General features: G+C 73.6%; 15 protein-coding genes. 8 read left to right on the top strand and 7 right to left on the bottom strand.

Annotated features, from left to right (window positions below):
* Window positions 1-61 precede the first annotated feature (61 nt).
* The 4 genes from E2C05_RS23000 to E2C05_RS22985 form a co-directional block, all read right to left on the bottom strand.
* Window positions 62-418 carry a hypothetical protein gene (locus E2C05_RS23000; RefSeq protein WP_133221985.1) on the bottom strand — a complete coding sequence of 119 codons (357 nt, stop codon included), beginning with the start codon at window positions 416-418 and terminating at the stop codon, window positions 62-64.
* A 303-nt stretch (window positions 419-721) separates the two neighbouring features.
* Window positions 722-1,663, bottom strand: coding sequence for a prephenate/arogenate dehydrogenase family protein (locus tag E2C05_RS22995; RefSeq protein ID WP_133221984.1), 942 nt, complete (start codon window positions 1,661-1,663; stop codon window positions 722-724).
* On the bottom strand, window positions 1,656-2,750 hold the full coding sequence (hisC, locus tag E2C05_RS22990; protein WP_133221983.1) for a histidinol-phosphate transaminase: 1,095 nt from the start codon (window positions 2,748-2,750) through the stop codon (window positions 1,656-1,658). Before hisC ends, E2C05_RS22995 begins: the two co-directional genes overlap by 8 nt.
* Window positions 2,750-3,628: a chorismate mutase gene (locus E2C05_RS22985; RefSeq protein ID WP_133221982.1), complete on the bottom strand. Its 879-nt coding sequence runs from the start codon at window positions 3,626-3,628 to the stop codon at window positions 2,750-2,752. The genes hisC and E2C05_RS22985 overlap by 1 nt, the downstream gene beginning before the upstream one ends.
* Window positions 3,629-3,811: 183 nt before the next feature.
* On the opposite strand from E2C05_RS22985, the gene metX reads away from it, so the two are divergent.
* The 3 genes from metX to metW all read left to right on the top strand — a co-directional run bounded on the left by metX (window position 3,812) and on the right by metW (window position 6,169).
* Entirely contained in the window at window positions 3,812-4,966 is a 1,155-nt protein-coding gene (gene metX / locus E2C05_RS22980; protein WP_133221981.1) for a homoserine O-acetyltransferase MetX, read from the top strand.
* Between the two features lie 4 nt (window positions 4,967-4,970).
* Window positions 4,971-5,444: an ankyrin repeat domain-containing protein gene (locus tag E2C05_RS22975; RefSeq protein WP_133221980.1), complete on the top strand. Its 474-nt coding sequence runs from the start codon at window positions 4,971-4,973 to the stop codon at window positions 5,442-5,444.
* Window positions 5,445-5,569: 125 nt separating this feature from the next.
* Window positions 5,570-6,169, top strand: a complete 600-nt coding sequence (metW, locus tag E2C05_RS22970) for a methionine biosynthesis protein MetW (protein WP_133221986.1) — start codon at window positions 5,570-5,572, stop codon at window positions 6,167-6,169.
* Between the two features lie 24 nt (window positions 6,170-6,193).
* Here metW and E2C05_RS22965 read toward each other — a convergent pair whose 3' ends face one another.
* Both E2C05_RS22965 and E2C05_RS22960 read right to left on the bottom strand, forming a co-directional pair.
* The gene (locus E2C05_RS22965; RefSeq protein WP_133221979.1) at window positions 6,194-6,421 is read right to left on the bottom strand and encodes a hypothetical protein; all 228 of its coding nucleotides are present in this window, start codon (window positions 6,419-6,421) and stop codon (window positions 6,194-6,196) included.
* Between the two features lie 182 nt (window positions 6,422-6,603).
* Window positions 6,604-7,272, bottom strand: a complete 669-nt coding sequence (locus tag E2C05_RS22960) for an SDR family NAD(P)-dependent oxidoreductase (protein WP_133221978.1) — start codon at window positions 7,270-7,272, stop codon at window positions 6,604-6,606.
* Between the two features lie 131 nt (window positions 7,273-7,403).
* On the opposite strand from E2C05_RS22960, the gene E2C05_RS22955 reads away from it, so the two are divergent.
* Window positions 7,404-7,694 (top strand): hypothetical protein, encoded by a 291-nt coding sequence (locus E2C05_RS22955; protein ID WP_133221977.1) that lies wholly within the window; start codon window positions 7,404-7,406, stop codon window positions 7,692-7,694.
* Between the two features lie 133 nt (window positions 7,695-7,827).
* Entirely contained in the window at window positions 7,828-8,067 is a 240-nt protein-coding gene (locus E2C05_RS22950) for a hypothetical protein (protein WP_133221976.1), read from the top strand.
* A gap of 103 nt (window positions 8,068-8,170) precedes the next feature.
* Here the strand turns inward: E2C05_RS22950 and E2C05_RS22945 are convergent, their stop codons facing one another.
* Complete coding sequence (locus E2C05_RS22945; protein WP_133221975.1) at window positions 8,171-9,301, bottom strand: M20 family metallopeptidase; 1,131 nt, start codon at window positions 9,299-9,301, stop codon at window positions 8,171-8,173.
* Window positions 9,302-9,524: 223 nt separating this feature from the next.
* On the opposite strand from E2C05_RS22945, the gene E2C05_RS22940 reads away from it, so the two are divergent.
* From E2C05_RS22940 to E2C05_RS22930, 3 genes are all read left to right on the top strand, one after another.
* Entirely contained in the window at window positions 9,525-9,968 is a 444-nt protein-coding gene (locus E2C05_RS22940) for a MaoC family dehydratase (RefSeq protein WP_133221974.1), read from the top strand.
* Window positions 9,965-10,891: a bifunctional riboflavin kinase/FAD synthetase gene (locus E2C05_RS22935; RefSeq protein WP_133221973.1), complete on the top strand. Its 927-nt coding sequence runs from the start codon at window positions 9,965-9,967 to the stop codon at window positions 10,889-10,891. Before E2C05_RS22940 ends, E2C05_RS22935 begins: the two co-directional genes overlap by 4 nt.
* Window positions 10,892-11,251: 360 nt before the next feature.
* A partial coding sequence (locus tag E2C05_RS22930; protein ID WP_205082982.1) for a hypothetical protein occupies window positions 11,252-11,739 on the top strand: 488 nt, incomplete at its 3' end.

Genomic DNA, 11,739 nt, shown 5'->3' with positions numbered 1-11,739 from the left:
GCCGCCGCATCGCCGCCGCGGGCCGGCAGCGCCGCGCCGGCGCACCACGGGCAGCGCCGGGTCAGCGATGCCCGGCCAGCCATCGGCGCCAGGGGCGATCCGGCCGCGCGGCGGACACGGCGCGGATCAGCCCGTCGATCCAGCGTAGGGGGCAGGCGGTGCGGTCATAGCTGTGACGGACCGCATGGATGCGGTGCAGCAAGTCGGCCACCCTGTCGTCCTGCCGCCCATCCTGCGGCAGCACGGCTTCCGCCCGCGCCACGCTCCAGCGCAGCACACGCTCATAGGCCTGCCGGTCGCCCTGCTGCGCCGCGACCAGCCAGGCCTGCAGCATTGCCGCGTCGGCAGCCGGCGCGACAGGGGCCGCCCAGCACGGTCCGGTGGCGGGCAGGAGGTCGGCGGGCAGGGTCGCATGCATGATCCGGGCGCTTCCCGACAGTCACGGCGGGGAGGGTCGGCAGGCCGCTACCGGGCGTCTTGCAGGGGCTTGCGGCGCAGCGGCGGCGCAGGCTGCCGCCTAGCCCGGGGGCATCGCGGCCGGCACGGGCACCTGACGCGCGGGGCGCGCAGCACTGGCGCCGGACGGGCTGCGGCCAGGCCTGGGCACGATCCGCTCCGGCGCCGGCCCCGCGCAGTCCCGGGACAGACCGCGGCCGCAGGCGCTTCCCTCACCGCCTCCGCCGGTGCCAGGCCGCAGGCGCGCGGCCACGGACCGGCCGTGTCAGGCCTGCTTGCGCTCGATCAGCCCGCGGCGGATGCGCCGGCCGCGGCGGATCCGGTCCTCGATGAACTCGGCCTGGCCCCAGCGCACCGCGCGGGCCAGCGCATGGCTGTCCTCGGTGAAGCGAGCCAGCATCTCCAGCAGCGCGTCGCGGTTGTTGAGGAAGATGTCGCGCCACATGTCCACGTCGCTGGCGGCGATGCGGGTGAAGTCGCGGAAGCCGGAGGCGGCGAAGCGCAGCACCGCCTCCCGCGTCTCCTCCGCCAGGTCGTCGGCGGTGCCGCAGATGGTGAAGGCGATCAGGTGCGGCAGGTGGGAGACGATGGCGACCACCTTGTCATGCGTCTCGGCATCCATGCGCTCGACCATGGATCCGCAGCGCCGCCACAGCTCGGCGACCTTCTCGACCGCGTCGGGATCGCTGCCCGGCACGGGTGTCAGGATGCAGTAGCGCCCCTCGAAAAGCTGGGCGAAGCCGGCATCGGGGCCGCTGTGCTCGGTGCCCGCCATGGGATGCGCCGGCACCAGGTGGACGCCCGGCGGCAGCAGCGGTGCCAGGTCCCGGATGACGCTGCCCTTGGTGGACCCGGCATCGGTCAGGATGCAGCCCGGGGCCAGGTGCGGCGCGATGGCCCGCATGACGCCGGCATAGGCGCCGACGGGCACGCAGAGGATGACGCCGTCGCAGCCTTCGACGGCGCGGGCCGGGTCGCCCTCCACCACATCGGCGAAGCCCAGCTCGCGCACCCGCGCCAGCGTCTCCGGCCGCCTGGTATGGGCGACGATGGTCCGGGCGATGCCGCCCTTCTCCCGTGCCGCGCGGGCAATGGACCCGCCGACGAGGCCCACGCCGATCAGGCAGAGGCGCTCGAACAGCGGCGCGCCATCCGCATGGGCGGCAGGCGGTTGCGTCTCCGCGCGGCCCAGGAGCGCGTCAGTCATCCAGGCCGCGCATGAAGGCCGACAGCGCGTCCTGCACCATGCCGCATTCCTCGGCGGTGCCGATGGTGATGCGCAGGCATTGCGGCAGGGAATAGGCGCCCATGGCGCGCACGATCAGCCCGCGCGCCTTCAGCGCGGCATCGGCCGCCTTGGCGGTCTCGGCGCTGCCGAAATCGGCCAGGATGAAATTGCCCTCGCTGGGATGCACGGTGATGCCGGCCTCGCGCAGCCCGTCCGACAGCGTCGCGCGCCACTGGTCGTTGTGGGCGACGGAGGCCTCGACCCAGCCCTGCTCCTCCAGCGCGGCGATGCCGGCGGCCATGGCGGGTGCGTTCACGTTGAAGGGGCCGCGCACGCGGTTCAGCACGTCAATGACGTGGGCGGGCGCGTAGCACCAGCCCAGCCGCACGCCGCCCAGGCCAAAGACCTTGCTGAAGGTCCGCGTCATCACCGTGTTGGTCCCGGCCTCCACCAGCGCGGTGCCGGGGTCGTAGTCCGGCCGGGTGACATACTCGGCATAGGCGCTGTCCAGCACCAGCAGCACGTCCTCCCGCAGGCCGGCGCGCAGCCGCGTGACTTCCGCCGCCGGCAGCATCGCCCCCGTCGGGTTGTTGGGGTTGGCCAGGAAGACGAGCTTCGTCCGCGGCCCGACCACGGCCAGCATGGCGTCCACATCGGCCACCAGGTTCCGCTCGGGCACCTTGATGACGCGGCAGCCGGCATAGCGGCCGGCGATGTCGTACATGACGAAGCCATGCGCGCTCATCACCAGCTCGGTGCCCTCCCCGCCATAGGAGAGGATCAGGGCGCCGATGATCTCGTCCGACCCGTTGCCGCAGACGATGCGGTCCGGGTCCAGGCCGAAGCGGGCGCCGATGGCGCGGCGCAGCGCCGTCGCGCCGCCATCGGGGTAGCGGTGCAGCTCCGCCGCCATGGCGGCATAGGCCTTCTGCGCGCCGGGCGGAACGCCGAAGGCCCCCTCGTTGGAGGACAGCTTGACGATGCGGTTGACGCCCGGGATCTTCGATTCGCCGCCGACATAGGGCTCGATCGCCAGGATGGACGGGCGGGGCAGCAGGGTCGGCATCAGCCGGGGGCTCCTTTCTCCGGCACGGCATAGAAGCCGAGCGGCAATGCACGGTCGACGGGCAGCAGGGCCAGGCGGGGGTCGCCCTCCGCCAGCACGCCGTCAAGCTCGGCCAGGGCCCGGACCACCCCGCCCTCCCGCTGCAGGATCAGGCTGCGGGCGGGCAGGCCGGCGGCCGACAGCGCGGCCATCAGCTGCGCGCGGCCGCGATCCCCCGCCGCCTCGATCCGCAGCAGGGACCGGTCATGCCCGCTCGGGTCCGGGGCGCCGGGGGCGATGGCCAGGGCTCCCGGCCCCGTCCCGTCCGACCAGAAGGGCAGCCGCGCCACCACCTGCAGCCGCGGCGCGTCGAGCCCGGCCCACCAGGCCTCCGCCCCCTCCTCCGGCAGCGGCAGGATGGCGACCTGCGCCTCCCCGCCCGCCACGGCGGCCAAAGCGCGCGCCGCGGTCGGCAGCGGCCGCAGCGGGATGGCGCCGCCGAAATGGTCCCGCGCCAGCCGGGCCTGGGCGGCATCCGGCGCATGCAGCGCCACCGTGAAGCCGCCCTGCATGGCGCTGCTGGCGCCGAAGATCTCCCGCCACAGCCGCACCACGGCATCGCCGGGCAGCGCGCCCTGGTGGCGTCCCAGCAGCCGGCGGAGGATCATCGCCTCCCGCCCCGGGCGCAGCGGGCTGGTGCCGCCCTTCACCCGGCTGGCGGCCAGGTCCGCCACCACCGCGGCGCGGCGCATCAGCAGGTCGTGCAGCGCATCGTCCAGCCGGTCGATCTCCGCCCGCAGCGCGCCGAGCGCATCGGCGGGGCCGGCCGCCGGGGGGGAGTCGGTCGCGGACCCGGGCGGGGATGCCGTCACGGTCTGGGGCTTGGGGGCTGCGCTCATCGTCCGGGCTGTCTTTCGCCTGTGCTTTAGACGGGGGCGGCGCGGCTGGAAACACCCCGCGCGCCGCGATCGCCCCGGCCCGGGGATCGGCCCGGCCGCGCGACGGGCGGGCGGGCCGGGCGCGGCAAGGTTCCGGCCGCCCGCGATCTGCTCTATGGATGCCGCCCGAGGACACCGCCCGTCATGTCAGCCCCCGTCGCCCCCTTCCCGCAGGTGGACCACCAGCGCGCCCTCTTCCCCGAGGGCCTGGCGCTCGACTGCGGGACGATGATCGCGCCGCTCGCCGTGGCCTACCGCACCTACGGCACCCTCAACGCCGCCCGCAGCAACGCCGTGCTGGTCTGCCATGCCCTGACCGGCGACCAGTACATGGCGGAGCCGCATCCGCTGACCGGCAAGTCCGGCTGGTGGGACAGCATCGTCGGCCCGGGCAAGCCGCTCGACACCGACCGCTACTTCCTGATCTGCGTGAATGTCCTCGGGGGCTGCATGGGCAGCACCGGCCCGCAGGAGGAGATGACGGATGCCGAGGGGCGGGGCCTCGGCCGGCCCTGGGGCACGGATTTCCCCAACATCACCATCCGCGACATGGTCCGCGCCCAGAAGCGCCTGACCGACCACCTGGGCATCGGCCGGCTGCTGGCGGTGGTCGGCGGCTCCATGGGCGGGATGCAGGCGCTGGAATGGGCTGCGACCTTCCCGGATGCGGTCTATGCCGCCGCCCCCATCGCCACCGCCGCCTATCACAGCGCCCAGAACATCGCCTTCCACGAGGTCGGCCGCGCCGCCATCCATTCCGACCCGGCCTGGAAGGGCGGCCGCTACTGGGAGGATGGGCGGGTGCCGGCCCAGGGCCTCTCGGTCGCGCGCATGGTCGCGCACATCACCTACCTGTCGGAACAGGCGCTGACGCGGAAATTCGGCCGCCGCCTGCGCGGCGCCTCGGCGCTCACCTTCCTCGAGGACGTGTTCGAGGTGGAGAGCTACCTCCGCCACCAGGGCAGCACCTTCGTCCGCCGCTTCGACGCCAACTCCTACCTGACCATCACCCGCGCCATGGATTACTTCGACCTGGCGCAGGAGCATGGCGGCGACCTGGCCTCGGCCTTCCGCGGGACGAAGACGCGGTTCTTCGTGGCTTCCTTCTCCTCGGACTGGCTGTTCCCCACGGCCGAGAGCCGGCAGATCGTCCGTGCCCTGAACGCCGCGGCGGCGAATGTCTCCTTCGTCGAGGTCACCTCGGACAAGGGGCACGACGCCTTCCTGCTGGACGAGCCCGACTTCCACCGGGCGCTCGGCGGCTTCCTCGCCGGCTGCGCCGACCGGCTGGGGGTCTAGGCCGATGGAGGACGTCTTCGACCTCGTGCGGGAAGGCGAGACCGAAGCGCTGCGCGGCCTGCTCGACGGCGGCCTGTCCGCCCGGGCGGTGAATGAGCGGGGCGACTGCCTGCTGATGGTCGCGGCCTATAACGGCCGCCACGCCGCCGCCAGGCTGCTGCTGGAACACGGCGCCGACCCGGCCCATGCCAATCCGAAGGGGCAGTTGCCCATCGTCGGCGCCGCCTATCAGGGCGATGCCCGCATGATCGCGCTGCTGCTGGACCACGGCGCGGCGGTGGACGCAGCCGGGCCGGATGGCCGCACCGCGCTGATGACGGCCGCCATGTTCGACCGGGCGCAGGCGGTCGAAGTGCTGCTGGCGCGCGGGGCCGACCCGAACCGGGCCGATGCGCAGGGGCAGCGGCCGCTGCCGGTGGCACGCGCCATGCGCGCCAGGGTGACGCCGGGGCTGCTGGAGGCCGCCGGCGCCACCTGAGGAGGGCGCTGCCCTCCTCAGACTCCTCCCGCCAAGGGCCACAGGGCCCTTGGAACCCCTGAGTTTCGCAAGGGCCTCAAGCCGTGCCGGATACCCACCACCCGATCCGCTACGTCGCCAAGAACATGCGGCTGGACCTGCGCCTGATCGCCGAGATGATCCCGCGCGGCGCCACCGTGCTCGACATCGGCTGCGGCGACGGTGCGTTGCTGGCGCATCTGTCGGCCGAGAAGGGCGCCGATGCGCGGGGGATCGAGATCGACATGGCGCAGGCCACCCAGGCGGTGGCGGCGGGGCTGGCGGTGATCCAGGGCGATGCCGACCACGACCTCGCCTTCTACCCTGACGGCGCCTTCGACTACGTGGTCCTGTCCCGCACCCTGCAGGCGGTGGAGAAGCCGCGGGAAGTGCTGCGGCAGATGCTGCGCATCGGCCGGCACGCCATCGTCAGCTTCCCGAATTTCGGCCACTGGCTGCTGCGCTGGCAATTGCTCAGCACGGGACGGATGCCGATGACCCATACCTGGCACCGCCCCTGGCACGAGACGCCGAACATCCATCCCTGCACCATCCGGGACTTCTTCGACCTCTGCGCGCTGGACGGCTATGCGGTGGAACGCTGGCTGGCGGTGGACGACCAGGGGCTGAAGACCCCCTGGCAACGCTCCCCCTGGCTGGCCAACCTGTTCGGCGAACAGGCGCTGTTCCTGCTGCGGCGGACCTGAGGCCCGCCGCGGCGCCTGCCGGCGTCAGTGCAGCCGGGCGCCGCGCGGCCGGCGCAGGATGCGCTGGTCCGTCACCGGCGGCGGCGCCTTCGGCGTCTCCGGCATCAGGGACGCGGCCAGCGCGGCATGCCGGGCGGCATCCGTCGCCCCCATGCGCAGGCACTCGGCCTCCACATAGGAAAGCATCAGCCGCAGGGCCGAATGGTCGGTCGAATCGGTCTCCGCATCGGTGGCCTGAGGCAGGCGTCGCATTCAGCGGCTCCGGCAAAAGTGATCTTATGCAGCACACATACTAGTGACGTGGTAACGCTTCAAGGCAGAAGTCGTTGCCAGCGCTGCCGAAGCCGCTGCCGGAACTAGAATCCATCTGTTATTCATTGTAAAGAGATTATCTATTCATGAATTTCTACTTTTAATGGAAGACGGTTGGCGACTCAGAAGCGTTCGACCCAGGGCCGCAGCTCGATTTCCCAGGACCAGGCGCTGCGTGGCTGGCGGATCAGGTGCCAGTAGCTCTCGGCGATCGCATCGGGGTCGAGCAGCGTATCCTCCCCCGGCTCCGGCCGGCGGTTGCTGCGGATGCCGCCATCGATGACGACATGCGCGACATGGACGCCCTGCGGGTGCAGCTCCCGCGCCGCCGACTGCGCCAGGCCACGCAGGGCGAATTTGCCCATGGCGAAGGGCGCGCTCAACGGATAGCCCTTCACCCCGGCGCTGGCGCCGGTGAGCAGGATGGTGCCGGCCCTGCGCGGCAGCATGCGCCGCGCCGCTTCCCGCACCGCGAGGAAGCCGCCGAAGGCGCAGACCTGCAGGCTGCGCTGCACATCGGCCGGGTCCAGGTCCGCGATGGGGCCGCGCACGCGGTAGCTGGGGTTGTAGACCACCACCTGGGCGCCGCCGGCAGCCTCGAACAGCGCCGCCACCTGCGCCGGGTCGGCCGCGTCGCAGGCATGCGTCGCCGCCCCGGTCTCGGCCGCCAGGGCGGCCAGCTTCGCGGTGTTCCGGGCGGCCAGCGCCACCGCATAGCCCTCCCGCGCCAGCAGCCGGGCGAGCGAGGCGGACAGCCCATCCCCCGCGCCGATGATCAGAGCCTCGGGCATGAGTCACCTCCTGCAACAGGCCGCATCATGGCATGGCACGCTGCCCCCGTGGCGCCACACCTGCGCCCTGCGGCCGCCGTCGCGCGGCGGGATGCTTCGTCCTGTCGAGGCCCCGCAGGAGGAGGCCCAGCATGACGAAGCTCCGCACCACCATTCTCGCCGCCATCGCCGCCCTGCCGCTTCTGGGCGGTGCCGCCCAGGCCCATGGCTGGTGGGCCGAAGGCTCCGGCTACGGCCCGCCGCGGCCGGCCTACGACCCCTATTGGCGGGAACGGGAGGCGCGCCGCGCCTGGGCCGAGGCCGAGCGGGCGCGCGACTGGGCCCGCGATGCGGAATTCCGCCGCCGCGCCTGGGAAGCCCGGCATGCCTGGGCACCGCCCCCGCCGCCCTATGGCGCGCCGGGCTGGGGTCCGCGCTGGTAGCCGGCCCGGGCTGCGCTATGTTGGGTGCGGAACGGCGTGCCGCATGGCCGCCGCCGCACGCCAGCAACGCACCGGGCCATCCTTCCCTGCCTGGGGGCAGGGCGGCGGGGCTCGGGGAGACAGGACGCCAGCCATGCCGCTCAATGTCGACCCCGAGAACCGACGCGTGACCGACGACCTCTATGCCGCCGGCCGCGCCGCCTTCGAGGACGGTGCCTCCCTGGTGGAGAACCCGCTGCCGGGCAGCGGGCATTATGGCCGCGCCTGGTTCGCCGGCTGGCTGGACGCGATGGCGGACCGACTGGATGGCGGCGACCGGGCCGCCCGGGCCTATCCCGTGCTTCTCGCCAACGACCGGGCCGACCTGTTCTGACCCCGCTGGCGCATCCGGTAGGCTGAACCCCCGGCTGCGCTTCCCGGGGCTGGGCCGTACAGGTGATGCCGGCGCCTGCGCGCCCCGCGCCGATGCCGGCCCGTCAGCCGAGCGTCTCGAGCAGCTCGCACAGCACCGCGCAGCGCGGCGCCAAATCCGGCCAGCGGATATGCTCCTCCGGCGCATGCGCGCCGCTGCCGGTGCAGCCCAGCCCGTCCAGCGTCGGGATGCCCATGGCGGCGGTGAAATTCCCGTCCGAGCCGCCGCCGCGATGCTGCTTCGGCAGGTCGTAGCCGATCCGCGCGGCGATCGCTCGCGCCGTCCCGTACAGCGCCAGGTTGGCGGCCGTCTCCTCCATCGGCGGGCGGTTCAGCCCGCCTTCCAGCGTGATGCGGATGCCGTCCTCCTCCCGCGCCAGCGCCCGGATGGCGGCGACCACGCGCTCCGCCTCGGCCAGGCTGGGGGCGCGGAAGTCGATGCGGCAGCCGGCCTCGGGCGGGATGACGTTCGGCCGCGTGCCGCCCCAGACCGGCGCGACATTGGTGGTCACGCCGCGCTCCAGGTCGGTCATCGCATGGATCGCCAGGATCGCCTGCGCCAGGGCGACCACGGCGCTGCGGCCTTCCGACCAGTTGCCGCCGGCATGCGCGCTGCGGCCCGCCACCGTCATGGTGAAGCCGCCGGTGCCCTTGCGGCCGGTGACGCAGGCGCCGTGCAGGCCGCCCGCCGGCTCCGGGATCAGCACGGCGCAGGCGCCGCGCGCCGCCGCCTCGATCGGGGCGCGGCTGGTGGGGCTGCCCACCTCCTCATCCGGGGTGAGCAGCAGGGTGATCGGCCGCCGCGTCGGCGTGCCCTGCCGCAGGATCTCCCGCACCGCGTGGAAGGCCATGAAGCTGCCGGCCTTCATGTCGTAGATGCCGGGGCCATGGGCCCGCTCGCCCTCGACCCGCCAGGGCATGGAGGATGCGAGCACGCCATGGTCCCAGACCGTGTCGAGATGCCCGGCCACCACCACCGGCGCCCCCTCCCCCGGCGTGCGGGCGATGAGCGTGTCGCCGAAGCCGCCGGTTCCCGGCAGCCGCTCGATCGCCGCGCCCACCCCGCGCAGCTCCGCCTCCGTCCGGTCCAGCAGGCCGTTGACGGCGCGCGCGTCGGTGGTGGGCGTCTCGTGCTCCACCCAGGTCCGGAGTTCCGCCAGCAGGCGGTCGGAGGAGCCGATCTCGGTCACGGGCATGCGGTGGTCCTTCGTGGTCTGGGCCAGGCCACCCCGCCCGCGGCCAGGCGGGCCGGCATCGGCGGGCCGGGGCCTGCGCCGGCGGCCGCCATCCTCGTCCCGCCGCGGCGCCGGGGCAAACCGGGGCGTGCCCCGCCGCGGTGGGGCGCGCCCCGGCCGTGCGGCGTTCGCCTGCGGCCGCGATCCGCGGTAGACCGGATCCCGCAGCGCTACAGGGCCCGCCATGTCCGACGGCTTGTTTTTCGAGGATCTCCAGCTCGGCCAGACCGCCAGCTTCGGCAAGACCATCACCGAGGCCGACATCGTCCTCTTCGCCGCGGTCACCGGCGACACCAACCCGATGCACCTGAATGCCGACTACGCCAAGGGCACCATCTTCGGCGAGCGCATCGCCCATGGCATGCTGGCGGCCGGGCTGATCACCAAGGTGCTGGGCACCCAGCTTCCCGGCCCGGGCACCATCTACATGTCGCAGAGCCTCAAATTCCGTGCCCCCGTCCGCATCGGGGAGACGGTGACGGCGACCGTCGAAGTGCTGGCCCTGCACCCCGACAGGCACCGCGCGACGCTGCGCACCGTCTGCACCGTGCGCGGGGAGCCGGTGCTGGAAGGCGAGGCCTTCGTCTCCGTCCCCAGCCGCGCGGCGCGGGGGAAGGCGGCGGAATGACGCCCGCGATCCTCACCGGCTGGCAGGACGTGCCGGAGGCGCTGCGCGGCTGCACCCTCGCACTCGGCAACATGGACGGCGTGCATCGCGGCCACCTGGCGGTGCTGCGGGCGGCGCATGCGGCACGGCCCGGCGCCAAGCTGGCGGCCCTGACCTTCGAGCCGCATCCGCGCGAGCATTTCCGCCCCGACGATCCGCCCTTCCGCCTGACCCTGCTGCCGGCCAAGGCGGCGGCGCTGGGCGCGGCCGGCGCCGCCGTGGTCTATGCGCTGCCCTTCGACGCGGCGCTGGCCGCCATGCCGGCCGAGGTGTTCTTCGAGCAGGTGCTGCGGGAGGGGCTGGGCGCCGTCCACCTGTCCTGCGGGCAGGATTTCGCCTTCGGCCATCGCCGCGGCGGCGATGCCGCGACGATCGCCCGGCTGGCCGAGGCGGCGGGCATCGGCACCAGCATCGTGCCGCCGGTGGTGGATGCGCAGGGGCCCATCTCCTCGACCAGGATCCGCCGGGCGCTACAGGACGGCTATCCGGAACGCGCGACGGCGATGCTCGGCCGCCCCTGGGAACTTCGGGGGGAGGTGGTGCATGGCGACAAGCTCGGCCGCGTGCTGGGCTGGCCGACCGCCAATATGTGGCTGGGCCGCCACCTGGAGCCGGCGCGCGGCGTCTATGCCGTGACGGTGGCGCTGCCGGACGGGACAGAGGCGAAGGGCGTGGCGAATCTGGGCCGCCGCCCGACCCTGGGCGGCGATCCGGAGACGCGGCTGGAAACCTACATCTTCGACTGGTCCGGCGACCTGTACGGGCAGGAGATCGGGGTGCGGCTGGTGCATTTCCTGCGGCCGGATGCGAAATTCGCGGGCCTGGAGGAGCTGAAATCGGCCATCGCCGCGGACGAGGCGGCCGCCCGCGCGGCGCTGGGCTAGAGCGGCTTCCGTTCGCCATGGCTCACGCCAACCTCTCTAGTCTTTGAATCCACGAGCATTCTCACCCGATCAGGTGATGCCCTCTGATCGGGATCTGCTCTAGCGCCTCGCGCCGCGGCGTGCCCGTCGCGAAGCCAAGCATCCCTTGGGCAAGCGATGACCTGGACCGGCGGCGCTGCCGCGGGCCGAACGCCCCGGCCGGGCAGGCGGATGTCCCGACGGCGGATGTGGTCCGGGCGGCCCCGCGCCGGCCTGGGCAGGGCGGATGGCCACCTGTAACCTTGTGCGCTTCAATACAGCCCTGGCCAGGCCAGTCCTGGCACCGTCCTGCCAGCCCCACCGGGGACAGGAGGTCCGCCGATGCCCGCAGTGCGCTGGCTGCTTGCCCTGCATCTGCTGTTCGCCGCCGGCGCCGCCCGGGCCGATGACGAGGCCTGGCGGGACCTGCTCTGGCTGGAACCCGCCGGGACGACGGCGCCGCTGCCCCTGCTGCTGACCACGCCGTCCGGCTGGCAGCTGGGGGATGCCGCCGTGCTGCTGATGCCGGGCGGCCCGGGGGAGCTGCCGCTGCGCCGTCGCGTCCAGGCCGCGCTGCTGGCCGCCGATGCGGCGGTGCTGGAGCTGGACCCGGCGGCGGCGCAGGCCGCGATGCCCGGCCTGCCGCCCGTCCCGGTGCTTGCGCCGGATGCCCTGCGGCCGGTCCTGGCCGAGGCCGCAAGGGCGCTGCGGACGGAAGCGGGGGCGGGCCTGGTGGTCGCCATCGGCCTCGGCCCGGCAGGCGGGGCGGCGCTGGAGGCGGCGGAGGCCGCGGCGACGGGGCCGGCGGATGGCGTCGCCGCGGGCGCGGC

The organism is Paracraurococcus ruber (assembly GCF_004353985.1).
In the GTDB taxonomy this organism is placed as follows: Bacteria; Pseudomonadota; Alphaproteobacteria; order Acetobacterales; family Acetobacteraceae; genus Paracraurococcus; species Paracraurococcus ruber.
Note: the sequence above shows the minus strand (reverse complement) of the source record. Positions and strands in the feature narration are given on the sequence as shown.

Bases quoted from the DNA above. Each gene is read 5' to 3' on its own strand.
- E2C05_RS23000 (WP_133221985.1), bottom strand. From the start codon at position 418: ATGCATGCGACCCTGCCCGCCGACCTCCTGCCCGCCACCGGACCGTGC.
- E2C05_RS22995 (WP_133221984.1), bottom strand. From the start codon at position 1,663: ATGACTGACGCGCTCCTGGGCCGCGCGGAGACGCAACCGCCTGCCGCC.
- hisC (WP_133221983.1), bottom strand. From the start codon at position 2,750: ATGCCGACCCTGCTGCCCCGCCCGTCCATCCTGGCGATCGAGCCCTAT.
- E2C05_RS22985 (WP_133221982.1), bottom strand. From the start codon at position 3,628: ATGAGCGCAGCCCCCAAGCCCCAGACCGTGACGGCATCCCCGCCCGGG.
- metX (WP_133221981.1), top strand. From the start codon at position 3,812: ATGTCAGCCCCCGTCGCCCCCTTCCCGCAGGTGGACCACCAGCGCGCC.
- E2C05_RS22975 (WP_133221980.1), top strand. From the start codon at position 4,971: ATGGAGGACGTCTTCGACCTCGTGCGGGAAGGCGAGACCGAAGCGCTG.
- metW (WP_133221986.1), top strand. From the start codon at position 5,570: ATGCGGCTGGACCTGCGCCTGATCGCCGAGATGATCCCGCGCGGCGCC.
- E2C05_RS22965 (WP_133221979.1), bottom strand. From the start codon at position 6,421: ATGCGACGCCTGCCTCAGGCCACCGATGCGGAGACCGATTCGACCGAC.
- E2C05_RS22960 (WP_133221978.1), bottom strand. From the start codon at position 7,272: ATGCCCGAGGCTCTGATCATCGGCGCGGGGGATGGGCTGTCCGCCTCG.
- E2C05_RS22955 (WP_133221977.1), top strand. From the start codon at position 7,404: ATGACGAAGCTCCGCACCACCATTCTCGCCGCCATCGCCGCCCTGCCG.
- E2C05_RS22950 (WP_133221976.1), top strand. From the start codon at position 7,828: ATGCCGCTCAATGTCGACCCCGAGAACCGACGCGTGACCGACGACCTC.
- E2C05_RS22945 (WP_133221975.1), bottom strand. From the start codon at position 9,301: ATGCCCGTGACCGAGATCGGCTCCTCCGACCGCCTGCTGGCGGAACTC.
- E2C05_RS22940 (WP_133221974.1), top strand. From the start codon at position 9,525: ATGTCCGACGGCTTGTTTTTCGAGGATCTCCAGCTCGGCCAGACCGCC.
- E2C05_RS22935 (WP_133221973.1), top strand. From the start codon at position 9,965: ATGACGCCCGCGATCCTCACCGGCTGGCAGGACGTGCCGGAGGCGCTG.